Annotated in this window: 19 protein-coding genes and 1 tRNA gene; 11 read left to right on the top strand and 9 right to left on the bottom strand. The window is 60.5% G+C overall.

Annotated elements, in window-relative coordinates:
• Positions 1–117 precede the first annotated feature (117 nt).
• The 4 genes from AC19YS_RS01540 (at position 118) to AC19YS_RS01525 (ending at position 3,844) form a co-directional block, all read left to right on the top strand.
• A complete protein-coding gene (locus tag AC19YS_RS01540) occupies positions 118–1,494 on the top strand; it encodes an L-serine ammonia-lyase (RefSeq protein ID WP_106578399.1) in 1,377 nt (458 codons plus the stop codon).
• Between the two features lie 39 nt (positions 1,495–1,533).
• Positions 1,534–2,658 carry a glycine cleavage system aminomethyltransferase GcvT gene (gcvT, locus tag AC19YS_RS01535; RefSeq protein ID WP_500600724.1) on the top strand — a complete coding sequence of 375 codons (1,125 nt, stop codon included), beginning with the start codon at positions 1,534–1,536 and terminating at the stop codon, positions 2,656–2,658.
• Between the two features lie 390 nt (positions 2,659–3,048).
• Positions 3,049–3,261, top strand: a complete 213-nt coding sequence (locus AC19YS_RS01530) for a cold-shock protein (RefSeq protein WP_014339904.1) — start codon at positions 3,049–3,051, stop codon at positions 3,259–3,261.
• Between the two features lie 94 nt (positions 3,262–3,355).
• The gene (locus AC19YS_RS01525; RefSeq protein ID WP_124418356.1) at positions 3,356–3,844 is read left to right on the top strand and encodes an RDD family protein; all 489 of its coding nucleotides are present in this window, start codon (positions 3,356–3,358) and stop codon (positions 3,842–3,844) included.
• 131 nt (positions 3,845–3,975) lie between these two features.
• On the opposite strand, the gene nadA is transcribed toward AC19YS_RS01525, so the two are convergent.
• The 3 genes from nadA to AC19YS_RS01510 all read right to left on the bottom strand — a co-directional run bounded on the left by nadA (position 3,976) and on the right by AC19YS_RS01510 (position 8,262).
• Complete coding sequence (nadA, locus tag AC19YS_RS01520) at positions 3,976–5,034, bottom strand: quinolinate synthase NadA (protein WP_106578396.1); 1,059 nt, start codon at positions 5,032–5,034, stop codon at positions 3,976–3,978.
• 234 nt (positions 5,035–5,268) lie between these two features.
• Positions 5,269–6,846 carry a lactate dehydrogenase gene (locus AC19YS_RS01515; protein ID WP_500600721.1) on the bottom strand — a complete coding sequence of 526 codons (1,578 nt, stop codon included), beginning with the start codon at positions 6,844–6,846 and terminating at the stop codon, positions 5,269–5,271.
• A gap of 129 nt (positions 6,847–6,975) precedes the next feature.
• On the bottom strand, positions 6,976–8,262 hold the full coding sequence (locus AC19YS_RS01510) for an OmpP1/FadL family transporter (RefSeq protein WP_200623867.1): 1,287 nt from the start codon (positions 8,260–8,262) through the stop codon (positions 6,976–6,978).
• Positions 8,263–8,675: 413 nt separating this feature from the next.
• Here AC19YS_RS01510 and AC19YS_RS01505 point away from each other — a divergent pair, with 413 nt between their 5' ends.
• The 7 genes from AC19YS_RS01505 to pstB all read left to right on the top strand — a co-directional run bounded on the left by AC19YS_RS01505 (position 8,676) and on the right by pstB (position 21,659).
• On the top strand, positions 8,676–10,673 hold the full coding sequence (locus AC19YS_RS01505; RefSeq protein ID WP_500600718.1) for a hybrid sensor histidine kinase/response regulator: 1,998 nt from the start codon (positions 8,676–8,678) through the stop codon (positions 10,671–10,673).
• Between the two features lie 319 nt (positions 10,674–10,992).
• Entirely contained in the window at positions 10,993–12,708 is a 1,716-nt protein-coding gene (locus tag AC19YS_RS01500) for a ShlB/FhaC/HecB family hemolysin secretion/activation protein (protein WP_500600716.1), read from the top strand.
• 107 nt (positions 12,709–12,815) lie between these two features.
• Positions 12,816–17,771, top strand: coding sequence for a hemagglutinin repeat-containing protein (locus AC19YS_RS01495; protein WP_500600714.1), 4,956 nt, complete (start codon positions 12,816–12,818; stop codon positions 17,769–17,771).
• A gap of 172 nt (positions 17,772–17,943) precedes the next feature.
• Positions 17,944–18,960, top strand: a complete 1,017-nt coding sequence (gene pstS, locus AC19YS_RS01490) for a phosphate ABC transporter substrate-binding protein PstS (protein WP_119737129.1) — start codon at positions 17,944–17,946, stop codon at positions 18,958–18,960.
• Positions 18,961–19,015: 55 nt separating this feature from the next.
• Positions 19,016–20,011, top strand: a complete 996-nt coding sequence (gene pstC, locus AC19YS_RS01485; protein WP_179609718.1) for a phosphate ABC transporter permease subunit PstC — start codon at positions 19,016–19,018, stop codon at positions 20,009–20,011.
• Entirely contained in the window at positions 20,008–20,880 is an 873-nt protein-coding gene (gene pstA / locus AC19YS_RS01480) for a phosphate ABC transporter permease PstA (RefSeq protein WP_106578392.1), read from the top strand. The genes pstC and pstA overlap by 4 nt, the downstream gene beginning before the upstream one ends.
• Entirely contained in the window at positions 20,880–21,659 is a 780-nt protein-coding gene (gene pstB / locus AC19YS_RS01475; RefSeq protein ID WP_106578391.1) for a phosphate ABC transporter ATP-binding protein PstB, read from the top strand. Before pstA ends, pstB begins: the two co-directional genes overlap by 1 nt.
• A gap of 210 nt (positions 21,660–21,869) precedes the next feature.
• Here the strand turns inward: pstB and AC19YS_RS01470 are convergent.
• The 6 genes from AC19YS_RS01470 to tolB all read right to left on the bottom strand — a co-directional run bounded on the left by AC19YS_RS01470 (position 21,870) and on the right by tolB (position 26,176).
• Positions 21,870–21,945, bottom strand: a tRNA-Lys gene (locus AC19YS_RS01470).
• A 63-nt stretch (positions 21,946–22,008) separates the two neighbouring features.
• Positions 22,009–22,686 (bottom strand): 7-cyano-7-deazaguanine synthase QueC, encoded by a 678-nt coding sequence (gene queC / locus AC19YS_RS01465; RefSeq protein ID WP_234452524.1) that lies wholly within the window; start codon positions 22,684–22,686, stop codon positions 22,009–22,011.
• A gap of 1 nt (position 22,687) precedes the next feature.
• Complete coding sequence (gene queE, locus AC19YS_RS01460) at positions 22,688–23,335, bottom strand: 7-carboxy-7-deazaguanine synthase QueE (RefSeq protein ID WP_106578389.1); 648 nt, start codon at positions 23,333–23,335, stop codon at positions 22,688–22,690.
• A 164-nt stretch (positions 23,336–23,499) separates the two neighbouring features.
• A complete protein-coding gene (gene ybgF / locus AC19YS_RS01455; RefSeq protein WP_119736970.1) occupies positions 23,500–24,333 on the bottom strand; it encodes a tol-pal system protein YbgF in 834 nt (277 codons plus the stop codon).
• A 6-nt stretch (positions 24,334–24,339) separates the two neighbouring features.
• Positions 24,340–24,840, bottom strand: a complete 501-nt coding sequence (gene pal, locus AC19YS_RS01450; protein WP_003209827.1) for a peptidoglycan-associated lipoprotein Pal — start codon at positions 24,838–24,840, stop codon at positions 24,340–24,342.
• A gap of 55 nt (positions 24,841–24,895) precedes the next feature.
• Positions 24,896–26,176: a Tol-Pal system beta propeller repeat protein TolB gene (gene tolB / locus AC19YS_RS01445; protein WP_043205819.1), complete on the bottom strand. Its 1,281-nt coding sequence runs from the start codon at positions 26,174–26,176 to the stop codon at positions 24,896–24,898.
• Position 26,177 lies beyond the last annotated feature (1 nt).

Here is a 26,177-nt window from a genome sequence, read left to right as displayed (position 1 = left end):
GAATGCGGTGTACCAGTTGATACATCTGGTGACTGAACCAACGCATTCGCGAGCAAGCCCGCTCCCACATTTGAACCGAGCCAGTCTTCAAAAATAATAAGAAACCGGAGAACAACCATGTCCCTTAGCGTGTTCGACCTGTTCAAGATTGGCATCGGCCCCTCCAGTTCCCACACCGTTGGCCCGATGCGCGCCGCCGCTCGCTTCGTCGAGGGTCTCAAGCGCGACAACCTGTTGAGCGCCACCACCGGCATCAAGGTGGAACTCTATGGCTCGCTGGGCGCCACCGGCAAAGGCCATGGCAGCGACAAGGCCGTGTTGCTGGGCCTGGAAGGCGAACACCCGGACACCGTGAACACTGAAACCGTGGCTGCACGCCTGGCGCAGATGCGCAGCGACGGCCGCTTGAACCTGCTCGGTGAACACAGCATTGCGTTCAACGAGAAAGAACATTTGGCGATGATTCGCAAACCCCTCGCCTACCATCCCAATGGCATGATTTTTCGGGCCTTCGACGCCGCCGGCATCCAGATCCGCAGCCGCGAGTATTACTCGGTCGGTGGCGGGTTTGTGGTGGACGAAGACGCGGCCGGCGCCGACCGGATTGTCGAAGACACCACGCCGCTGACCTTCCCCTTCAAACACGCCAAGGACTTGCTTGGGCATTGCGCCACCTATGGGCTGTCGATCAGCCAGGTGATGCTGACCAATGAAAGTGCCTGGCGCCCGGAAGCGGAAACCCGCGCTGGCTTGCTGAACATCTGGCAGGTCATGCAGGACTGTGTGGATGCGGGTTGTCGCAATGAAGGCATCTTGCCCGGCGGTTTGAAGGTCAAGCGCCGCGCTGCCGCGTTGCATCGACAGCTGTGCAAGAACCCCGAGTCGGCGCTGCGCGACCCGTTGTCGGTGCTCGACTGGGTCAACCTGTACGCGCTGGCGGTCAACGAAGAAAACGCCAACGGCGGCCGCGTGGTCACGGCGCCCACCAACGGCGCGGCCGGGATTGTGCCGGCGGTTTTGCATTACTACATGCGCTTTATCCCCGGCGCCAATGAAGACGGCGTGGTGCGCTTTCTGCTCACCGCCGCCGCCATCGGGATTTTGTACAAGGAAAACGCCTCGATCTCGGGCGCCGAAGTCGGCTGCCAGGGCGAGGTCGGCGTTGCCTGTTCGATGGCAGCCGGCGCACTGTGTGAAGTGCTGGGCGGCAGCGTGTCTCAAGTGGAGAACGCCGCCGAGATCGGCATGGAACACAACCTCGGCCTGACCTGCGACCCGATTGGCGGGTTGGTGCAGGTGCCGTGCATCGAGCGCAATGCGATGGGCTCGGTCAAGGCGATCAATGCGGTGCGTATGGCCTTGCGCGGTGACGGGCAGCATTTCGTCTCGCTGGATAAAGTCATCCGCACCATGCGCCAGACCGGCGCCGACATGAAAAGCAAATACAAGGAAACCGCCCGTGGCGGTTTGGCGGTCAACATTATCGAGTGCTGACGCCTAACAGCGCGTCCGCACGTTTTTCAGGAGCTGAATATGTCCACCCAAACCCTGTTGAAAACTCCACTGCATGCGCTGCACCTTGAGCTGGGCGCGCGCATGGTGCCCTTCGCCGGCTACGACATGCCGGTGCAATACCCACTGGGCGTGATGAAGGAACACCTGCACACCCGTGAACAGGCCGGGTTGTTTGACGTGTCGCACATGGGCCAGATCCGCCTGACCGGCGCGAATGCCGCCAAGGCCCTGGAAACCCTAGTGCCTGTCGACATCATCGACCTGCCGGTGGGCATGCAGCGCTACGCGATGTTCACCAACGATCAGGGCGGCATTCTTGACGACCTGATGGTGGCCAACCTGGGTAACGACGAACTGTTCCTGGTGGTCAACGCTGCTTGCAAGGACCAGGACCTGGCGCACCTGCGCCAACACATTGGCGAGCAGTGCACGATCGAGCCATTGTTTGAAGAGCGCGCCCTGCTGGCCCTGCAAGGCCCGGCGGCGGTGAAGGTACTGGCGCGCCTGGCGCCGGAAGTGACCAAGATGACTTTCATGCAGTTCGCCACCCTGCGCCTGCTGGGTGTGGACTGCTATGTCAGCCGTTCCGGTTACACCGGCGAAGACGGGTTTGAAATCTCCGTGCCCGCCGCCAACGCCGAGAGCCTGGCGCGCAGCCTGCTGGCCGAGACCGAAGTGCAGGCCATCGGCCTGGGCGCCCGTGACTCGCTGCGCCTGGAAGCCGGTCTGTGCCTCTACGGCCACGACATGAACACCGACACCACGCCGATTGAGGCCAACCTGTTGTGGGCCATCTCCAAGGCTCGCCGTGCCGATGGCGCGCGTGCCGGTGGCTTCCCTGGCGCCGACCGCATTTTCACCCAGCAACAAGCCGGTGTGAGCCGCAAGCGGGTCGGCCTGCTGCCACAGGAACGTACCCCGGTGCGTGAAGGTGCAGAGATCGTCGATGCGCAGGGCACCGTGATCGGCAGCGTGTGCAGCGGCGGCTTTGGCCCGACCTTGGGCGGCCCGCTGGCCATGGGTTACCTGGACAGCGCATTCATTGCACTGGACACCGAGGTGTCTGCGTTGGTACGTGGGAAAAAGGTGCCATTACGTGTAAGTAAAATGCCATTCGTGCCACAACGTTACTTCCGTGGCTGATTGACTGTTCCTATAAGTAACGCGGTTGCGTTAACGTGCACTAAAGTGTAACGCAACCGCCATAAAACAGTGCATTGACGATAGTCAATGTAATAGCGGACAACCTATAACAAGTGATCAACTCTATCGAATAAGTGGGATCCACATTACCCATCAAACAGTCACGAAGCCAAGCAAACGCTGGGCTTTTGGCGGGGCTTGTTTTTTCTCTGTTAGTTGGCGTAGAGTTTGCCCACTGTGTTTGCATGGGTCGCTTTGAACCTGGACCTGGGCAGTAGCCAAAGTTTGCTACAACCCGTTCGACGTCTCTTACTTTCCTGCAACTCAGCCCAGTACTCTTTCATGTGAAAGGGGCTGTCATTAATTTTTTTGCGTCAAGGAAATAAGAAAATGGCTGATCGTCAGAGCGGTACCGTCAAGTGGTTTAACGACGAGAAAGGGTTTGGTTTTATCACTCCAGAAAGCGGTCCGGATCTGTTCGTGCACTTCCGCGCTATTCAGGGCAACGGCTTCAAGAGCCTCAAAGAAGGCCAGAAAGTGACGTTCGTCGCCGTGCAAGGCCAGAAAGGCATGCAGGCTGACGAAGTACAAGCAGAAGGCTGATCCTTGCTGCGACAAAAAGCCCCTGATGGTGACATCAGGGGCTTTTTTATAAGCGTTTGCTCGTAAAATGGCTTTTTCCTCTAGAGAGACTGCCATGTCCAAACCCCTGCTGAGCCCCCAAGGCGAGTTTCCCGCCGTTGGCCTGGGCCGTCGTCTGGCAGCGATGTTTTATGACTTTCTCCTGTGCACTGCCTTGCTGATCGTCACGGCGTTTATCTACAAGCTGGTGTGGATGGCCTTTATCGGCGAGGCGAAGATGCGCGCACTCACCGAGTCCGGCGCACTGGACGGAGACCCGTTGCTGTCGACGATTCTGTTTTTTGTGTTATTTGGTTTTTTCGCCAAGTTCTGGACCTATTCCGGCCAGACCCTGGGCATGCAGGTGTGGGGCGTGCGCGTGCAGAACGCCGACGGCTCGCGGATCAGCCTGTGGCAAGCGCTGTTGCGGTTTGTGGTGTCGATTGCGTCGTGGTTGTGCGTTGGGCTGGGTTTTATCTGGTCGCTGTTTGATAAGCAAAAACGCAGCTGGCATGACATCTATTCGGATACGCAGCTGGTGCGGATTCCGAAGCAGAAAAAGTAATTCCAAACTACACAAAACAACTGTGGGAGCTGGCTTGCCTGCGATGCAGGCACCTCGGTCTATCAGGCAGACCAGGGTGATGCTATCGCAGGCAAGCCAGCTCCCACATTTTGACCGTGTTTACAATTAAATTAAGCGTTGCCGGCAAGCTTGAGGCGCGCCGCCTGGGTGAAGTCCAGCATGCGCTTGAGCGGCCGCACCGCGTGCGGAATCACCGACGGCTCGACGAAGATCTCGTTGCTGCCCTCGCGCAGGCACTGCAGCGTGCGTTCCAGTGTATTCATCGCCATCCACGGGCAATGCGCGCAACTGCGGCAGGCCGCGCCGTTGCCGGCAGTCGGTGCCTCGATGAAGACTTTGTCCGGGCACAGCTGCTGCATCTTGTAGAAAATGCCGCGGTCGGTCGCGACGATAAACGTCTTGTTCGGCAGGCGCTGGGCCGCTGCAATCAATTGGCTGGTGGAACCCACGGCATCGGCCAATTCAATCACCGACGTCGGCGACTCCGGGTGCACCAGAATCGCGGCATCCGGGTACAGCGCCTTCATGTCCTCGAGCTGCTTGGACTTGAACTCTTCGTGGACGATGCACGCGCCGTCCCACAGCAACATGTCTGCGCCGGTCTGGCGCTGAATGTAGGTGCCCAGGTGCTTGTCCGGCCCCCATATAATCGTCTCGCCGTTGTCCATCAGGCTTTCGACGATTTCCAGTGCGCAGCTTGAGGTAACGACCCAATCGGCCCGCGCCTTCACCGCCGCCGAGGTGTTGGCATACACCACCACCGTGCGCTCGGGATGCTGATCGCAGAACGCCGAAAATTCCTCCACCGGGCAGCCAAGATCCAGGGAGCAGGTGGCTTCCAGGGTGGGCATGAGGATGCGTTTTTCGGGCGTAAGGATTTTGGCGGTCTCGCCCATGAAACGCACACCGGCGACCAGTACGGTCTTGGCCGGGTGGGCTGCGCCGAAGCGGGCCATTTCCAGGGAGTCGGAGACACAGCCGCCGGTTTCTTCGGCCAGGGCCTGAATCACCGGGTCGCAGTAGAAGTGGGCGACCAGCACCGCGTCCTGAGCCTTGAGCTCGGCGGCGATGGCGGTACGCAGGCTTGCCTCTTCTTCGGCGCTGAGCGCCTTGGGCTGCTTGGCGTCGAGGTGAGCTTGAACCAGTAGGCGTTCGGAAATTTGCGTCATGTTCGCAAGACCTGCAGGCGCAGTTGCGCGAAAGTCGAGTGTACCACCGGCTCTGGAGCCTTTCGGGCGCCGCCGGACGAAGTGATTGTGTTCATCAAGCACGGGTGAAGCTGCGCAAGGCTACAGAATATCGAATCGATTCAAAAGCCTAATCTGGCCTGCGCAGGCGCGCTGGTCCGGCAAAAAAACGGGAAGGCTCATGACTGGGCCTTCCCGCTTTGACCACGCCGAACGTCAGCGCATCAGCACATCCGGATCGTTCTGCAACAGGATCGAGTCATGCATGTTGGCCAAGGCATCCTTCAAGGGTGACTGCTCCAAGGCATCCTTGTACTTTTTGCTCGCCTGGGCGGCATGCTCAAGCAGCGCCAGGTAGTCGCGCCTGGTTGAGGCTTCCTTCGGCACCACGCTGTCTTGCACTCGGTTGCCCATCACGTACTTCTGCGTGTGGGTGTTCTGGGAAGCCGATTGGTTAACGGACGCATTCGTCAGTCGGCCGTCTTTATAGGCGAAGGTTGCGGTGCTGCTGGCCTTGTCCTGGACTTGCACATACAGGTAATTCTGCGATTCGCGAGAGCCGTCAAAAACCGGCGGTTTGCCACCGTCGAGGCCTTTATGGAAGCTGGCCGACAGCAGCGATTGCTGGTTCTGGGTGACGCTGCGGTCGCCCATGCTGCGGCCATTGACCTGGGTCTTCTGCGACACGCTGTAGGAAAAGCCCTCAACTTCCGACCGACGCATCGAATTGGGCGCGCCCGCCGCCTGTTTGATCGAGGCCTTGAAGTCAGCCAGGCCCGTCAGCAAGCCTTTGTCGGTCGGGTTATGAGTCAGCGGGTTCGCAGCGCCAGCCCCGGGCGGATAGTTGCTGTTCATGGCGCTGAACGCGTCCTTGAACATGGCCATCAGGTCCGCGTTGGCACTGCCGCGCTGCTCGACGCGGTCGAACTGCGCTAGGTAGGTTTGCAGCGCCTTGGCCTGCTGCTTGGCATTGCCGAGGATCGCCGCGTTTCTCAGGTCCACCGTGAGGTCAATCTGACCCGCCGGGCCACTCATGCGCGTGGTACGGCTCTCGCTGTCGGCATGAAAGGCCAGAGTAATGTCCTCACCGTTCGAGGCCTTCACCTTGGCATTGAGGTCCACCGACGACAGCAGCTTGGCGTCGAACTGAGTCAGCTTGCTCAAGTCGAGTTTCGGCGGTACGGCGGTCAGCCCGTCGACCGAGGCCTGGAATGCGCTGCCCAACTGGCCGACGGCCTTGAGTTCATCGGCGGTCAACTCCCCGCCTTCTACAGTGGCCTGTACGCCCAGGCCATCTTTCTGGCTGGACAGGCTGAACGTCACCGTCTTGCCGCTGGCAGTCTTGATGCTGAGGCTGACTTGGTTGTCGGCCTTGCTGTGCAGCAGCGTCTGGTCCGCCTTGATTGCATCGGTGTCGCCGGCGCGGTCAGCGGTGGTGTTGAGCAGCGACTGGGAAATAGCGGCACCGCCACCTTTGGTGAATTGGTCCACCAACGCAGCGCCCAGCCCACTGTAGCGGCTGGCCGTAGTGACCGAGTGGAAGCTGGAGTTGATGACCCAGGTGATCGAATCATCGCTGTTGTTTTCCCAGGTCCGCACGCTTTCCTGGCCGGGCAACAAGCCGTTTCGAGAATAGGTATCGACGACGTCGGCTGCCGGATTGCCAAGGCTGACCACTGCGGAAGGCCGCGTCGGTGAGACGTCGACGGTGTTCGTCAGGGTGGCGGGAGGCGCGGTGGTCGCAGCCCGAACAATAAGGGGATTGGTCGCGATAACAGGCGTTAACGTAGTCATGACAGTCCATGTCTTAAAAGCTGAGTAGCTTTCAATCTAATCAACACGCGCCGTAAATGACAGCATTGATGTCAACAAAACCGGCAAAGAGCCATGCCAAAAAACTGGCTCTTCGCCGGATTGCATCGATCAGAAGCGGTAAGTCACCGAGCCCCCGAAACCATTGGCGCTGTTCTCATACTTGGCATCGTAGGTCAGTGCCAACTGAGGGTTGTTGTCGCGAATCTTGATCGGTTCTTCCTTCAGGTAGGAATAGGCCACGTCAAAGGTCAGGTTATCCACTGGCGTCCAGCCGGCACCGAGGCTGAACACGGTACGGTCGCCTGTAGGAATACGTACGGAACGGTCGGTATTGTTGGTCGGGGTCTGGTCCACCGAGAAGCCGGTGCGCAGCACCAGTTGTTTGTTGAGCTGATACGACAGGCCGATCGCATGGGACCACGTGTCGTGCCAGTGCTCCTGCTCGGTGATGGAATCCAGGCCTGCCAGCTCAGCCGTCAGGTCGGACACGCCGGAATTGTTCACCGTGATCTTCTTCAACTGGCTCCAGCGGGTATAGGTGCTGCCCACGTAAAGGGTCAAGGCATCGGTCAGCTGGTGAGTGACGGAAAAGTCCACGGAAGAAGGCGTGGTCACATTCAGCTTGGCGTCGTACTTCTGTGCCCCGCCATCCAACAGGTCGGAGAGCACGCCCGAGGCGTCGGTATGGCCACTCAAGTGATACACCACTTGCGAATGGTAGGTGAGGCCGACGCGGGTACTGTCCAGCGCCTGCACCAGGATACCGGCGTTAAAGCCCATCGCGGTGTCGTCGCCCTTGATCTTGGCCGTTTCCGTCCCCAGCCCGAACGCCGGTACCTTGGAGTCAAGCTCGCCGCTGATTTTGTTGAAGGTCGGGCCGAAACCTACCGACACCTTGTCGTTGAACGCGTAGCTGACGGTCGGCTGCACGGTGAGGACTTGAATCTTGCTCTTATTCCCAAAGCCATTGCCCTGGAAGCTGTGTTCATAGTCGGTCACCAGGCCAAACGGTGCGTAGATCCCCAGGCCAAACGCCCAGTGCTCATCGATCGGCGTGACCAGGTAACCCATCGGCACGGCAATGCCGGGGACCATGTCGCCCTTGTTGGTGCCGGGATTATCGACGCCGCCCTGGCTGGAGCTGGCGTCCTTGATGTTGGTTTTGGCATCCAGGTAGGTCGCCCCGATGCTGACTTCATTGTGCTTGAGGCGCGACATGCCGGCCGGGTTGCCAAACACCGTGCTGGCGTCGTCGGCCGAGGAAGAACGCCCGGCGTAACCGGTGCCCATTGAACTGATGCTTTGTTCATTGAGGGCGAAGCCACCGGCCAGCAGTTGTGTAGAGGCAAGCGAAACGCAAAGCGCCAGGGCGCCTTTAAGAGTTTTGTTATTCATTATTAGGACTCGAATAATTGGTCAGCGCCGGGAAAACTACCAACGTTCGAGCGCGGCGTTTATGAAGAGTTTTTCATGCGCGGGATTGTCGGACAATTCTAGATTTTTCAAAGACTTTGCTCGTTTTTAAGCGTCTTTTTATGACCTTTGAACCTGATCGTGACCGCCCGGTTTTATCTGCCCGTCACGCCTGGGCGGCCCGCCCTTGAAAGCTGAACCCAGTCACACGTGGGCACGGGGTGCCCGCGACTGCATTGAGGGTGTCTGGCTGACGCGTCGCGAGTACCCGACGCCTGAGCGTCAACCCCAACGCTTTGCCGGCGCCAGTCAGCACCGTACGTGCGGAAGTCGCTGGTGGGATAGATATCGTAATGACATGATAAGGCCCATTTAACCCATTCGGCCAAACTCAAATGAATACCACTGTCGGGATCGGCTCAGAGCCAAGCGAGCTGGCCGCCACCGGCTTGGGCAGAAGCGAAGCGTTTACCGAGCGCGTTCTGGCCAGCATCAACGATTGCATCAAGGTTCTGGACCTCGATGCCCGCCTCACCTTCATGAGCGAAGGCGGCATGAAAATCATGGAAGTCAGTGACTTCAACGCGATCCGCGGTTGCCCCTGGCCCGACTTTTGGCAGGCCAAGGGAAACACGGATGCCAAGGCTGCCGTAGAGGCCGCCAAAAATGGCGAAAGCGCAAGTTTCATCGGCCCTGCCGAGACGTTGGCCGGCAACCTGAAATGGTGGCATGTGCAGGTCAGCCCGATCCTCGACAGCGACGGCCGGCCGGAACAGATCCTGTGTGTCTCGCGTGATATCACCGCCCTGCGTGAAGCCGAAGAGTCCCTGCGCACACTCAACGAATCCCTTGAGCAAAGGGTGATGGAGCGCACGCGCGATCGCGATCGTATCTGGCGCCTGTCGCCGGACCTGATGCTGGTCGCCCAGCTCGACGGCGTCATCTCTGCGGTGAACCCGGCCTGGACACGCATGCTCGGCCACACCGAACATGATTTGGTGGGCAGCCAGCTGCTGGCCCTGGTGCACCCGGAAGACCTCGCGGTCTCCTCCTCGGCGGTCAGCCGCCTGGGGGACGGCAAGAATTTTCCCAACTTCAAGAACCGTTACCGCCACCAGGATGGCAGCTACCGCATGATCGCCTGGACCGCCGTGCCCGACAGCGACTACATCCACGCGGTGGGCCGGGATATCCAGGCCGAAGAAGAAGCCAAGGAAGCCCTGCGCTTGTCGGAAGACGCCCTGCGTCAATCGCAGAAGCTTGAAGCGATCGGCCAACTCACCGGCGGCGTCGCACACGATTTCAATAACCTGCTGACGGTCATCAAGTCTTGCGCTGACTTGCTCAAGACGCCTTCTTTGAGCGAAGAGCGGCGCATCAAGTACGTGGAAGCCATCGCCAGCACCGTGGACCGCGCCGCGCGCCTGACCGCCCAACTGCTGACCTTCGCGCGCCGCCAGGCGCTGCGTCCGGAGGTTTTCAACGTCGGCAACAGCGTACTGCGCGTGGGCGAAATGATGGACAGCCTGACCGGCTCACGCGTCAAGGTCACCATCGAGGTGCCGCAGGAACCCTGCTTTATCAACGCCGATGAAAGCCAATTCGACACTGCCCTGGTGAATATGGTGGTCAATGCCCGGGATGCCATGGCCGGCAATGGCCAATTGGCGATCCGGGTGGCAACCGCTACGTGGCTGCCTTCAGTGCGCGCCCATCCGGTGCGAGTCGCCGAATACGTGACCATTGAGTTGAGCGACACCGGTTCGGGCATTCCTCCGGAAAAGCTCGACGCCATCTTCGAACCCTTCTACACCACCAAGGGCATTGGCCAGGGCACCGGGCTGGGGTTGTCGCAGGTGTACGGCTTTGCCAAGCAGTCGGGCGGTGAAATCCTGGTGCGAAGCGAATGCGGCAAAGGCAGCCAGTTTATGTTGTACCTGCCCAAGGTCGAGGCCGGCTTGATGCCAGTCATCCAGGACAGTTACGACGTCCCCATCGCCACGGACCTGTGCGTGCTGATGGTTGAGGACAACCCCGACGTCGGCCTCTACACCTCGCAGACCCTGGAGCAAATGGGTTTCAAAGTGCTTTGGGTCGCGGACGCCAACAGTGCGCTCGAGGCCCTCGCGCCAAACCCGGAAAGCTTCCAGGTGGTGTTCTCCGACATTTCCATGCCGGGCATGAGCGGACTGGAATTGCTCGATGCACTCGAAGCCCTCTACCCGTGGCTGCCGGTGGTGCTCACCACGGGTTACAACGACGAATACGCACGTATCGCCCAGGAAGAAGCCCAGCGTTTTGTGCTGTTGCAAAAGCCCTACTCCACCGAAGCACTGGCCGTGCTGCTGCAGAAAGTCGTCAAGAGTCGCTTCAACCTCACCGCACAAAGCTAAGCCTGAGACGGGGCCGCACCCGCCCCGTCTATAAACACTTCGATTAAGCAGTCTCTCTGCAACAATCAAAAACCGACCCGCGCCCTGGCACTGCCACCAAAACCCGTAAAACCAACCCCCAACCCACGCCCATGCCCCGCGCTCGCACCACCTTTGTGCATTTTTTTACTGAATAACGCGGCATTCCTCACGTTTTACGTAATAAATCCTACAGCCGATGTAACAAACCGTTTAATGATGACTCAAGTGCGGCAAGTCCTCTGAGTCCAAGGTTTGGCTCAGCGGCCGTTTGTCAGTATTTCTACGTTAAGGATGTCGAGTGCCGAGTCAGCCCTCAACCGAACGCCGGTGTTATCTGCGCGGACTGGGTATTGCCCTGCTCTGCCTGTGCGCGCTGCCGGCTGCCGCCGCCGATGCGCCGCAGCCAGGTCAGGAAGCGTTGCGCCTGCAGCAGCAACAGCAGCGCGACCTGCAGCAATTACAACTGGAGCAGCGCCAACGGCAGATGCAACGAGGCAGTTTCGGTACGCAACCGGCCACGCCAGCCCTGCCTGCGGACATCACCAGGGACCAGCGTTGCTGGCCGTTGAGCGGTACACACCTGGTCGGTGTCACGCTGTTCAGCAAGGCTGAGCTGAGCAAGCACATCGACCCCTATGTTGCGCCCTGCATGGGCGTTATCCAGATCAATCGCCTGCTGGCCGAGATCACCCGGCTGTATGTCGAAGCCGGTTATATCGCCAGCCGTCCGTACCTCGTCAGCACGCCCGTTGCCGGTCAGCCGCTGGATATTCACGTCGAAGAAGGCTACCTGGAAGCCATCGAGCTGGCCGACCAAAGCCTGCCGGTGTCGTTAGGCGGCGCGTTTGCGGGGATGCTCGGCAAGCCGCTCAACCTGCGCGACCTGGAGCAAGGCCTGGACCAGCTCAACCGTCTGCGCTCGGTCGACCTCACTGCCGACATCGCCCCTGGCAGTGCGCCGGGCGCCTCGCGCATTATCCTGCGCTCGCGCAGCAGCGCCTCACGCTGGGGTCTGGGGCTGGGCGTGGATAACCTTGGTAGCGCCGGCACCGGGCGTGATCGCAACGCCATCAGCCTGAGCCTGGACAGCCCGCTGCAGCTTAACGATGCGCTCAACCTGAGCTTCAGCGACACCCTCAACCACGGCCCGCGCTACAGCCGCAGCAACAGCCTGTTTTATTCGATTCCTTATGGTTATTGGACCTACAGCCTGTTCGCCAGCCACACCGAATACCGCTCGCCGTATAAGCTCAGCCGCGCCACGTTTTACAACAGTGGCCGCACCGATCAGGTCAGCTTGCGCACCGACCGCGTGCTGTGGCGCGACCAAAGCCATCAACTCAGCGCCAACCTGCAACTGGCCTACAAGGACGTCGACAGCTACCTGCAAAAGGTTCGCCTGGACATCCAGAGCCCGACGCTGACTGTGGCCGAGGCTGGCGTGAATCTGTTCTGGCTCAACAGCGCGGTGTGGAACCTCGATGTCAATTACGCCCAAGGCCTGACCTGGTTCGGCGCCGAGCGCGATGCTGACCACGCGCAGAACAACCTGCCCCAGGCGCAATTCCACAAGTACCGCGCCAACCTCACCCAATGGCGCAACGGCCAATGGCAGGGCCAAGCGTGGCAATGGCAGAGCCAGCTCTCGGCGCAATACAGCCCGGATACGTTGCCCGCCATCGAACAATTGCTGGGCACCGACGACTCGGCGGTGCGCGGCTACCGCGACAACAGTGCATCCGGGGCCATCGGCACGGTGTGGCGCAACACCTTGCGCCTGCCGCTGAACAGCGACCTGCCGATAAAAATCACGCCACGCCTGGGCCTGGACAACGGCTGGGTCAAGCGCGAACACGGCGCACCGGGCCAACGCCTGAGCGGGGCCAGTGCCGGGCTCAACCTCAGCTGGAAGAACGTGCAACTAGACCTCGATTACCAACGCAACCTCAACACCCCCACAGGGTTTGGCCAGGAGCCGGAGGTCTGGCTGACGCGCTTGAGCCTGCAAATATGAGCAACCACCGGTTTTTAGCCTGAGTCAACCGCCGTACCTGACCCCCTCAGCAGCGTTGCAACGAACAACGCACGTCGCGGATCAGCCAACACAGAGCGAATATATTTATGCCGACTGACACCCATACGTTTCACCTTTCCCCTCAGGGCAAACTGCGCTGGGCCATCGCCAGCCTGTTCCTGCTGCCGCAGCTGGTGCTGGCCGGTGGCTTGAGCGTCGTCCAAGGGCCTGGCGGTACCCCGCAGCTGCAGAACCAGGGCGGCGTGCCCATCGTCAACATCGTCGCGCCGAACGCCGGTGGCCTGTCCCACAATCAGTTCCTGGACTACAACGTCGACCGCCAGGGCGTGGTGTTGAACAACGCCTTGCAGGCCGGCCAATCGCAACTCGCCGGGCAGCTGGCGGCCAACCCGCAGTTCCAGGGCCAGGCGGCGAGCGTGATCCTTAACGAAGTGGTGAGCCGCAACGCCTCGGCCATCAACGGCGCCCAGGAGATTTTTGGCCGCGCCGCCGATTACGTGCTGGCCAACCCCAACGGGATTTCCGTCAACGGCGGCAGTTTCATCAACACGCCGAATGCCAACCTGGTGGTGGGCCGCCCTGAACTCAACGACGGCAAGCTGCAAGGTTTGAACACGCGCGATGCCAGCGGCCAACTGACGGTGCAAGGCCAGGGCCTGCAAAACGGCGCGGGTTCGATCAACCTGATCGCGCCGCGCATCGACAGCGACGGGCGCCTCAGCGCGCGTGACCAATTGAACCTCACGGTGGGGCGCAATCAGGTTGACTATGCCAGCGGCCAGGTGCGCCAGGTCGACCCGGCGAGCAAAACCCAGGACCAGCGCATCGACGCTCGTCTATTTGGGGCCATGCAGGCTGGCCGCATCAACATCATCAGCACCGCCGAAGGTGCCGGCGTGCGGGTGGGCGCTGTGCAACTCGAAGGCCGCGACGGGGTGAAGGTCAGCTCGGCCGGCGACCTCGGTATCAGCGGCCAGGTCCACGCCGACAGCCTCGCCGCCACCCGCGCCGGCGTGCACAGTCGCCAGGGCGATGTCGACGTGCACAGCGCCAAGGACTTGAGCCTGGCTGCCGCTGACGTCAGCGGGCGCAACGTCAAGCTCGATGCCGGCCGCAACCTGACGCTCAGCACGCTGGAAAGCCGCACGCTGCAAGAGAAGCGTGAACAGTGGAACAACAGCAACTTCCTGTTCACCTACGAAACCTACGAGCGCACCACCACCGACAAGGACTCGCGCCAGCACGGCAACAGCGTCGTCGCGCAGCAAAACGCCGCGCTGTCGTCCGGCGCCAACACCGAGATCAAGGCCAGCACCGTCGAAGCGGGCCAAGCCCTGCGCGTCAACAGCGGCGCCGACCTGCAATTGAGTGCCGCCACCCAAACCCATGAAACCCGCGACCAGGGCAACCATCGCAAGCACTTGTGGAAAGCCAACTGGGACAACTCCAGCAGCGAACAGCGCAGCGTCACCAGCAGCCTCAAGGCCGGCAAGACGCTGGCGCTGACCAGCCAGCAAACATTGCAGCTGCAGGGCGCCGAGCTGAAATCGGCGGGCGATATTCAATTGGCCGCCCGCCAAGTGGACATCACCAGCGCCAGCCGCACCCAGAGCAGCCGCGACAACGCTTACTCCGGTGACCTGACTGGCGGCAGTTTCTTCGGCAAGAACGGCGACGGCGACAAGGGCAAGACCCTGAACACCGGCAGCAAGGTCAACGCCGACGGCAAGCTGATCGTCAAGGCCGACGAGGTGCGCATCAGCGGCAGCCAGGCGCGCGGCGGCCAACAGGCCAGCGTGATCAGCGACAACGGCTCGCTGGTGATCGACGGCGTGCAAGACACGTCCCACGACAACAGCCACAGCAACGACAGTAAGTTCTTCGGCATCAGCAAGGATGAAAGTCGCAAGAACCTCAAGGACAGCACCGTGGTCGCCAGCGACCTGCGCTCGGACAGCAACCTCACACTGCGCAGCGCCAAGGACATCAGCGTCAGCGGCGCCAAGGTCTCTGCGGCAGGCGAACTGCAAGCGGATGCCAAGGGTGACATCAAAGTCGCTTCGGCTGAAAACACCTCCCACACCACCACCAGCGCTCACACGCGGGGCTTTGATGGCTACGCCAAGGAAACCGCGGACGGCAGCCGCCAATACCGGGCGGGCGTGAACTATGCAGACCAGCAGCACACCAGCAAAACCGCTACCACGAAGCAGCAGGCCTCCAGCCTCAGCGGCGCCAGCCTGGCCGTGACGGCGGGTGGCGAGGTGAGCATCAAAGGCTCCGACCTTAAAGCCACAGCAGGCGATGCGAGCGTGAGGGGTAAAAACGTCGAATTGCTGGCGACCGATGACAGCACCCGCAATCAAACCGACGCGGCCACCACTGCCGGCGGCGTGTACTACACCGGCGGCCTGGACCGAGCCGGCAGCGGTGCGCAGTTCAGCCATCAGAGCAGCAATGACACCCGTGACAAAACCACAGCGCACACCAGCCGCGTGACGTCGGCCGGCACGCTGACGATCAACGCCGGCAACACCCTCACCAGCCAGGGCGCGCAGGTGAAGGCGGGTTCCGCGTTGCAGGTCAATGCGGCCCAGGTCGATAACCAGGCGGCGCATAACACCCAGACCAGTACCCACAAGCAGAACGGTTGGACCGCCGACGTCGGTGCCAATGTGGAATACAAAGGCATCACCCGGCCAATCGAAAAAGCCGTCGAAGGCGTGGCCCAGGCCAAATTCCATCAGCCCGGCCTGCTGGATGCCTTCGAGCAACCGAATGTCGGGCTGGATGTGGAAGTCGGCCATACCAACAAGGCCCGCACACAGCAGGCAAGCACTGCCGTGGTCAGCCAGTTCAGTGGTGGCACGGTGCAGGTCAATGTCGCCAACACCCTGAAGGATCAAGGCAGCCAATACCGCGCCAGCGAGGGCGGGCTGAAGATCAACGCCGGCGAGCACTTCGCCACGGCGGCCGCCAACACCCACAGCAGCAGCGAGCAAGGCGTGGACGCCAAGGCCGGCGTGCGGGTCTACACCAGCACCGGTGAAGACTTGAACATTCGCGGCAGCGGCGCGGGCGGCAGCAGCGATGTACGCGAGTCCGGCAGCACGGCGGTGGTTGGCAGCTATGCCGGAGCCCGGGGTGTGAACATCCAAACCAAGGACGACGCGCGTTATGCAGGCAGCCAGTTCAACGGCGGCCAGGCCGGCGTCAACCTCAAGGCCGGTGGCGAATTGGCGCTGAACCAGGCCAACGATACCCAGAACAACACCGATAACAGCCTGCGTGGCAGCGGTTCATTGACCGTGGGCACGGCACCGGGCAGCAACGGTACGAACATCAACCTCGGTGCCGGTGTGCAACTGGACAACAAGCGCCTGGACGCCCACGACAGTCAGGCGCGCGTCGCGACGCTGCAGGGCAACGGCCCGGTCCAGCTCAGCAGCGGTGGCGACATGACTTTGCAAGGCACTCGGGTCGGCAGCAGCACCGCGAAGACCGGTGACATCAGCCTCGACGCCGGCGGCAAGCTGAACCTGCAGGCGGCCACCGCTACTCACGTGAGCAGCACCAGCAACCTGGGCGGCGGCCTGACGCTGGGGGCCGGCAAGACCAGCAGCGCCGAAAGCAGCGGCACGACTGGCAGCTTGAGCGCCAACTTCAACATCGGCAAAGGCGCGGAAAACGACCAAGGCGTTAGCGTCGGCCAGTTGCACAGCAACGGCAACGTGAGCCTCACCAGCGGCGCCGCCACGGCGGATGCCATCCACTTGCAAGGCACCCAGGTGGTGGCTGACAGCGTCAATCTGGAGGCGCAGAACGGCGGCATCCTGCAAGAATCGGCGCAATCGACCCAGGCGCATAACACCTGGGGCGTGACCCTGGGCGCAGGCGGCAGCGGCGGCAAAACCACCCTGGCCGACGCCGGTGAGCACGACACACCCAAGACCCAGCACGCCATCAATGCGCGGGCCAAGGTCGACGTGGATCGCCTGCAGGGCACCACCCAGCAGAACAGCCTGATCAAGGCAAATAACGTTGTCATCAACAGTGCCGGTGATACGCACCTGGCTGGCGCGCGGATCGAAGCGCAGCACGTCAGTGGCAACGTCGGCGGCAACCTCGTTGTCGAGAGCCGCAAGGATCAAGTCAGCAGCACCCAGGTCAACGTCGACGCCAAGTTGGATGCCGAAAAAAACCAGCCCGGCGTGGTCAACAAACTGGCCAAGGCCAGCGGCCCGCTCAAGGACAAGGTGCAAGCCAAGGCCGAGGGCGCGTTCGACAAGCACCGTGAAAAGCTCGAAAACGCCGTGGACACAGGCACCGAGCACCTGGCTTCGGCCAAGGACAGCGTGGTCAACAGCGTCGGCAACGCCAAGGAGCGCCTCGGCGAAAAACTCACCCGCAGCGGCAGCTACGACGTGAACCCCGAGCCGCGTGGCGCCTTCGGTACAGGCGTGGACAAAGCCAAGGCTTACCTGGCGGACAAGAAGGAGGCCGTGGGCACTCGGCTGTCCGACCTCAAGGACAAGGTCTGGCCAAAAACCACTGACAGCTACGCCGTCAGCGGCAAGAACACCACCGGCAGTGCGGTGGCCGATACCGCAGAAGGCGTGCTGTTTGGCGACAAAAGCGGCAATACGTCCTACACCCCGACGTTGAAGCTGGACGTCAGCCATGGGGTGAAAGACAGCGTCAGTCAAGCGTCGGGCCTGCGCGGTACCCAGGCTGTCAACCTGCAGGTGAGTGGTGAAACTCGCCTCACGGGCGCGCGGATCAGTGCGGACAATGGCAAGGTCGACTTGGGCGATTCCAAGGTGACGGCAACGACGCTAGCTGGCAGCGACTACCGCGCGGATGTGGGGCTGAACCTGTCCAAATCACCGGTCAACCTGGCGTTGGGGGCCAAGGATGAATTGACCCAGAAACAGGACGACGCCACGCGTAAGGATCAAGCCTTCAACGTTGGGCCGCTGCGGGTGGGCGGGCACAGTGACAACCAGGTGCTGCAAGCGGGGATCGACCAAAGCATCAACTAAGCAGCACGGCGGCGGTGGACGTGGGCAAGCCCGCGTTCATCGGCGCAAACATTTCTAAATGTTTCTTCATAAAGCCAAACCGTCATTAAACAGACATATCTCAGGAATTAAATCGTCACGTGCTAGACAGGTGGACCTATCCACTTACCCCTTCCTTTGAGGTGTTGTCGTGATGTTGCCGACTAAAAAAAGTCTGTCTGTTCTGTTCGCCGCCCTGTGCCTGAGCGGCGTGGCCCACGCCACTGACGTTACCGGCGCCGGTTCCAGCTTCGTCTACCCGGTGCTGTCCAAGTGGTCGCAGGACTACAGCAAGAACTCCAGCAACCGCATCAACTATCAGTCGATCGGCTCCGGCGGCGGTATTGCCCAAATCAAGGCCGCCACCGTGGACTTCGGCGCCTCCGACGCCCCGCTGTCGGCCGACGAGCTCAAGGCCGGCGGCCTGGGCCAGTTCCCCAGCGTGATCGGCGGCATCGTGCCGGTGATGAACGTCGAAGGTATTGCGCCGGGCCAGTTGAAGCTCGACGGCGACGTGCTGGCGAAGATCTTCCTCGGTGACATCAAGGCCTGGAACGACCCGGCCATCGCCGCGCTCAACCCTGGCTTGAACCTGCCGGTGGCAAACATCACCGTGGTACACCGCTCCGACGGTTCGGGCACCTCGTACAACTTCACCAACTACCTGGCCAAAGTCAGTGACAGCTGGAAAACCAAGATCGGTTTCGGCACCACTGTGCCGTGGCCGGTGGGTGTGGGCGGCAAAGGCAACGAAGGCGTTTCGGCCTACGTGAAGCAGATCAAGAACTCTATCGGCTTTGTGGAATACGCCTACGCGCTGCAGAACAAGATGACCTACACCCAGCTGAAGAATGCGTCGGGCAAATTCGTCAAACCTGACGCCAAGGCCTTCCAGGCAGCCGCGGACACCGCCGACTGGGCCAATGCCAAAGACTTCAACCTGATCATGACCAATGCCCCAGGCGAAGGCGCGTGGCCGATCACGGCGACCACCTGGATCATCATGTACAAGCAGCCCAAGAATGCCGAGCAAAGCCAGGCAGCGTTCAGCTTCTTCAAATGGTCGCTGGAAAAAGGCCAACAACAGGCAGCAGCGCTGGACTACGTAGCCCTGCCGGACTCCCTGGTGTCGCGCATCGAAGGTTACTGGAAGTCTGACTTCGCCAACTGATTCGCCCTACAACCGCCTTCCTTATTGATTGCGGGAGGCGGTGAGCACATCTGATATGAACGACACCGTCCACCCGCTGGTTATGACTACTCACGCAGGCGAGACCGCGGGCGACCGTCGTGCCACCCGCGATCAACGCCACGACTTGTGGTTCAAACGCTCGATGTTCGGCGCAGCCATGCTGGTGTTGGTGCTGCTGGGTGCCATTGCGGCCTCGACCCTGTGGGGCGGCGGCCTGGCGTTCAAGACCTTTGGTTGGAGCTTTATCACCAGCACCGAATGGGATGCGGTGAACAACCACTTTGGTGCTGTGGTGCCGATTTACGGCACCTTGGTCACCTCGTTTCTGGCCTTGCTGATCGCGGTGCCGGTGAGTTTCGGCATTGCGATTTTTCTCACCGAAGTCGCGCCACCCTGGCTGAAGATGCCGGTCGCGTCGGCCATTGAGCTGCTCGCCGGTATCCCCTCGATCATCTATGGCATGTGGGGCCTGTTCGTATTCGGGCCGTTCATGGCCGAACACCTCTCGCCCTTGATCAATGACTACCTGGGTGCCCTGCCCTTTGTTGGCTCGCTGTTCCAGGGCCCGCCGTTGGGAATTGGCATGCTCACTGCTGGCATCGTGCTGGCGGTGATGATCATGCCGTTTATCACCTCGGTGATGCATGAGGTGTTTCGTAGTGTGCCCACGCCGTTGAAAGAATCGGCCTACGCGCTTGGCAGCACTACCTGGGAAGTGGTGTGGGACATCGTCTTGCCCTACACCCGCTCGGCCGTCGTAGGCGGGATTTTTCTCGGCTTGGGCCGCGCCCTTGGCGAGACCATGGCCGTGACCTTCGTACTGGGTAACGCGCAACAGTTTTCCGCGTCCCTGTTGATGCCCAGCAGCTCGATTGCCTCGGTCATCGCCAACGAATTCAGCGAGGCCTACACCGACCTGCATCGCTCCGCGCTGATCGCCTTGGGCTTCTTGCTGTTTATCGTGACATTCGTGGTGCTGGCACTGGCGCGCCTGATGCTGATGCGCCTGTCGCGTAAGGAAGGGTTATGAACACTCACGAACGCCTGTACCGCAAACGCGCGCTTAAAAACGCCGTGGCCATGTTCTTCAGTTGCGGCGCCACCGCCTTTGGCTTGCTGTGGCTGGCGTGGATACTGCTGACCACCCTCATCAATGGGTTCCAGGCGCTCAACCTGCGCCTGTTTACCCAGATGACTCCGCCACCCGGCACCGAAGGCGGACTGGCCAATGCGTTTTACGGCAGCGCGCTGATGTCCGGCATCGCGCTGTTGATCGGCACGCCCATCGGGCTGATGGCGGGAATCTGGCTGGCGGAGTTCGCCCGCCACTCGCGCCTGGGCACCACGGTGCGGTTTATCAACGACATCCTGCTGTCGGCGCCGTCGATTGTGCTGGGCCTGTTTATCTACACCGGCGTCATCCTGCCGCTGAACCTGCTGACCAACCATCAGGTCGGGTTTTCCGCCATCGCCGGCGCCCTGGCCCTGGCATTATTGGTGATCCCGGTAGTGGTGCGCACCACCGATGAAATGCTCCAGCTGCAACCTTCGACCATGCGCGAAGCAGCCCTGGCATTGGGTGTACCGCAATGGAAGCTGACGCTGCAGATTGTGTTGAGAGCGGCCAAGGCCGGCGTCGTCACCGGCATCCTGCTCGCCCTGGCGCGGATTACCGGGGAAACCGCGCCCTTGCTGTTCACCGCCTTCGGCAATCAGTTCTGGAGCAGCAACCTGCTCAAGCCGATTGCCAGCGTACCCGTGGTTATTTTCCAGTACGCCATGAGCCCGTTCGATGACTGGCACGCGCTCGCCTGGGCGGGTGCACTGGTGCTGACGCTGTTCGTGCTGGTGCTAAGCCTGACATCCCGCCTGATCCTTTTACGCAATAGGTCTCACTGATGGACGCCACCGGCATTGCTCACGAAAAAACCAAAATCCAGGTGCGCGGGTTGGAGTTTTTCTACAACAACCAGCGCTCGCTGAACGCCATCGACATTGATATCCCGGAAAAACGTATCACCGCCATCATCGGCCCTTCAGGCTGTGGCAAATCCACCTTGCTGCGCGTGTTCAACCGCATCTACTCGATGTACCCCAAGCAGGAAGCCCGTGGCGAAGTGCTGCTCAACGGCGAAAACATCCTCGCTCCCGGCTACTCGATGAATCGCCTGCGCAGCCACGTGGGCATGGTGTTCCAAAAGCCGGTGCCGTTTCCGATGTCGATCTACGACAACATCGCCTACGCCGTGCGCCACCACGAAAAACTTTCCCGCCGCGAAATGAACGATCGCGTCGAGCAAGCCCTGCGCGGCGGCGCCCTGTGGGATGAGGTGAAAGACAAACTCAACCAGAGCGCACAGAGCCTCTCCGGTGGCCAGCAACAGCGACTGTGCATCGCACGCACCATCGCGCTGCGCCCGCAAGTGTTGCTGCTGGACGAGCCGACCTCAGCGCTCGACCCCATTTCCACCGGGCGCATCGAGCAATTGATTACGGAATTGAAGACGCAGTACACGGTGATCATCGTGACCCACAACATGCAGCAGGCCGCACGGGTGTCGGACAACACCGCGTTCATGTTCATGGGGGAATTGATTGAGTACGGCAAGACCGACCAGATCTTTACCACGCCGAAGATGAAGCAGACTGAGGATTACATTACCGGGCGGTTTGGCTAACCGCTCGGCGTGGTAAAGCATTGGGGGCTTGGTGGCAGGCTCAGCCCGAGCGGGCTGGATTTACCTATTGATCGATGCACAGGCTGCGATAAGTCTGTATGCCAAGGGCTCGCAGTAAAGCCTGGCGTCGCAAGGCCCAAATCACAGGCAAAAAAAAACCCGGAAATCCTCACTTGCGTGGGCCTTCCGGATTTTCTAAACCGCCAAAAATGGTGGGTCGTGTGGGATTCGAACCTACGACCAATTGGTTAAAAGCCAACTGCTCTACCAACTGAGCTAACGACCCGCTGTGTGGTGGCGCGTATAATACTGATTTCTAAGGATTATTCAACACCTTATTTTAAATAAATCAGAAATAACGCGTTGGGTCAGTAATTCCGGCCGCCTGGAAGCCTTCTGCGCGCAGTCGGCAGGCGTCGCATTTCCCACATGCACGGCCGTCATCGTCTGCCTGGTAGCAGGAAACAGTCAGCGTGTAATCGACGCCAAGTGCTACACCAGTCTTCACAATGTCCGCCTTGGTCATGTTCTGCAGCGGCGCCTGAATATGGAAGCCCTGCCCCTCTACGCCGGCCTTGGTGGCCAGGTTGGCCATGCGCTCGAACGACTCGACGTACGCTGGTCGGCAGTCTGGATAGCCGTTGTAGTCCAGCGCGTTGACACCGATGAAGATGTCGCGCGCATTCAATACTTCAGCCCAGCCAAGCGCCAGAGACAGAAATACGGTGTTGCGCGCTGGCACATAGGTCAGCGGAATGCCTTCACTGGGCGCCTCGGGCACGGCAATGCTGCTGTCGGTGAGCGCGGACCCGCCGATGCCATTGAGGTTGAGACCGATCACCTTATGCTCGACCACGCCCATGTCACGGGCCACGCGCGCGGCGGCGTTCAGCTCGGCGCGGTGGCGCTGGCCGTAGTCGAAGCTCAGGGTGTAGCAGTTGAAGCCTTGGGCGCGGACCATGGCCACCAGGGTGGCCGAGTCCAGACCGCCGGAAAGCAGGATGACTGCACGCTTTTGTTCAGCCATGTCAGCGCCCCGGCTCGTCATTCCACAGGTATTTGTGCAGCTGCAACTGCAGGCGCACCGGCAGGTTGTCCGCCACCACCCAGTCAGCCAGGTCGCGAGCGTTCAGGTCGTGATGGCTGGGAGAGAACAGCACCTCGCCTGCACGACGGTCCAGCCCGTACTGGATCAGCTTGGAAGCCGCCCAGTCATAATCGTCGCGGGAACAGATCACGAACTTGACCTGGTCATTGGCGGTCAGCAGGTCCATGTTGGCGTACAGGTTGCGGTGCGCCTCTTTGGAGCCAGGGGTCTTGAGGTCGACCACACGGCTGACGCGCGGATCCACGGCCGAGATGTCCAGGGCGCCGCTGGTTTCGAGGGAAACCTCGTAACCGGCGTCACACAGCCGCTTGAGCAGCGCGATGGCATTGGGCTGGGCCAGGGGTTCGCCGCCCGTCACACAGACGTAGCGCGGCTTGAAACCGGCAACCTGCTCGATGATGTCGTCCAGGGTGCGCACGGTGCCGCCGCTGAAGGCGTAGGCGCTGTCACAGTATTGGCAACGCAATGGGCAGCCGGTCAGCCGTACAAATACAGTCGGCAGGCCAGCAGTGCGCGTTTCACCCTGTAACGAGTAAAAAACTTCGGTAATACGTAATGTGTCTTGCATAGTCGCCACGGGCGTAACAGCTAAACAGGCTGTCCGCCTCCGTCAGGCACTTCAAGGAATTGCGCAAACGCGTAAACCCCAGGAAGCGTGTTTCGTAAAAGGGCGTGGATTCTAACGAAAAAACCCGCGCCAGGCGCGGGTTTCTTCTAAACGGGAAGCATCGCTTACAAGCGCTGCAGATCCCGCTGTGCCAATTGGGCAGCGGAGGTACCCGGATATTGGGCAACCACCTGCTGCAGAATGCCTTTGACCTTGTCGGTGTGACCCAGGCGGCGTTCTACGTCAGCGAGTTTGTACAACGAATCAGGCACCTTGGCGTGCTTTGGGTAAAGCTGGCTGACCTTGGCAAAAGCCTGGCCTGCACCTTGCAAATCACCCTTGGCCAAGTTGACCTCGCCCAACCAGTACTGGGCATTGCCCGCGTATTGGCTGTTCGGGTATTTGCGCAGGAATGCGGTAAAGGCCTGGCTGGCCTTATCGAAATCCTTGGCTTTGATCAGGTCGAAGGCTGCATCGTAATACAGCTTTTCTTTCGCCGGATCACCCGGTTCGCTGCTGGCGGCAGGGGCTTGGCTTGCCGCCGCGGCCCCTGCTGCTGCACCACCGGCGGCGCTTGGTGCGCCACCGGCAGAAGAATTATCAGGAGTGGCGGCAGGTGTAACGCCGGCTCCAATGCGTCGGTCAAGATCCTGGTAACGCTCCAGGCCTTCTTGCTTAAGCTGGTTCACTTGATTCTGCAGAACTTCAATCGTGCCTTGTTGCTGCGACAATTGATCCTGCATGCGTTGCAGCTGGTTGAACAGTTCGCCCTGTGCCGAGGGAGCGGACGTAGCCGCTCCCCCAGCATAGGCGCCGTTCGTGCCATAACCCGCTGGCGGATAACTGCTCCCGCTATTGTTATAGCCAGAGTTGCTATCTTCCACAGGAACCGCAGCCCACACCGCAAGCGGTGCGAGGCTGAGAGCCAATACAGTTAGAGCACGACGGCACGTTCGCATGACGAATTACTTACGCAGTTCGACGCGACGGTTTTGAGCCCAGGACTGCTCGTCGTGGCCAGTAGCAACTGGACGCTCTTTACCGTAGGAAACCAGTTCCAGTTGGCCTGGAGCAACACCTTGCAGTACCAGGTAGCGCTGAACGGCTTTCGCACGACGCTCGCCCAGTGCCATGTTGTACTCACGAGTACCACGTTCGTCAGTGTTACCTTCCAGAACAACGCGAGCGCCGTTAGCTTTCAGGTCCTTCGCGTGAACGTCCAGAGCGCGCATGGCTTCTGGCTTCAGGTCCGAACTGTCGTATTCGAAGTAGAAAGTGGTGATAGCGCGCAGAGCAGCTTCTTCGCTCAGGGAGCCGTCAACTGCACCAGTGTTAGCGCCGTAACCAGCGTTTGGATCAACAGCTGCGCCTTCACCGGCATTGTCGCCTCCTTTAGACGAGCAACCAACGGCTACGGACAGAGCCAGAGCCAGAGCAGCAAACTTACCAAACTTCAGCATTTCCATCGTGAAACTCCTAATGAACCCCAGTGTGTTAAGTACTTCTTTTTGTAGCGCCGCGTCAGTTCAGGTAAGGGGACCAGGACGGTTCTCTGACTTCGCCTTGAGCGGTAGGAAGCGGGAGCCTTACGCGTCCATTAATGGACACGAGCATCAAGACTCCCCGGCCCTGCTGGCGGGTGGCGTAGATTACCATGGTGCCGTTGGGCGCAACAGTAGCTGACTCATCAAGGTTGGTATCTGTGAGGATTTTTACGGTTCCGCGCTGCAAATCCTGGGCCGCAACCCGGAAATTAGTGAAACCATCCTGACGGTGAATCATCACCAACGTCTTTTCATCGGCCGAAAGCTTAGGATTGGCATTGTAGTTACCAATAAAGGTCACGCGTTCTGCGCCACCGCCATTCACGTTCGCTTTATAAACTTGTGGCTTGCCGCCACGGTCGGAGGTGAAGTAGATGGTCGAGCCATCCTTACCCCAGAAAGGTTCGGTGTTGATGCCCGGGCCGCTGGTAACACGGCTGATCTGGCGCGAAGCCATGTTCATCACGTAGATGTCCGGGTTGCCGTCCTTGGAGAGCACGAACGCCAGGCGCGAACCATCCGGCGACCAGGCTGGTGCACCGTTGAGGCCTTCGAAGTTGGTGATCTGCTCACGACGACCTGTATCGATGTGCTGAACAAAGATACGTGGACGGCGCTGCTCGAACGATACGTAGGCAATACGCTTGCCGTCCGGCGCAAAGCGCGGCGACAGGATTGGCTCACGCGATTGCAGCAAGGTTACAGCGCGTGCACCGTCGTAGTCCGAACGCTGCAAAGTGTAACGAGTGTTGTCTACAGAGAAACGCTCGGCCGTTACATAAAGCAGACGTGTCGAGAAAGCACCCTTGATACCGGTCAGCTTTTCAAACGACTGGTCCGAGATGTAGTGCGCCATGTCCCGCAGTTGTTCGGCGGTGCCCGATACGCTGCCGGTCAAGACCTGCTGCTCGGTGGCCACGTTGAACAACGTGTACTGGATCTGCAGGCGACCGCCGGCTGGCGTGATGTTGCCGACCATCAGGTACTGGGCGCCCACTGCCTTCCAGTCACGGAACACAACTTCGCTGGCCTGGTTAGGCTGGCTGATCATGTTGCCTTTCGGAATCGGCGCGTAGTAACCGGAGTTGCGCAGGTCGTCACTGACGATCTGGGCCATGTCGTCCGGCAGCACGCTGCCGCCCTGCCAGCCGAACGGTACTACGGCAATCGGGGTGGCCCGATCGCTACCGCTGGTAACCAGGATGTTCTTTTCATCCGCCGCCGCTATCCCTGCCATACAGCAAATAACGACAAGCATT

It is taken from the genome of Pseudomonas sp. MF08831 (assembly GCF_059862645.1).
This window is presented reverse-complemented; position numbering and strand designations above follow the sequence as displayed.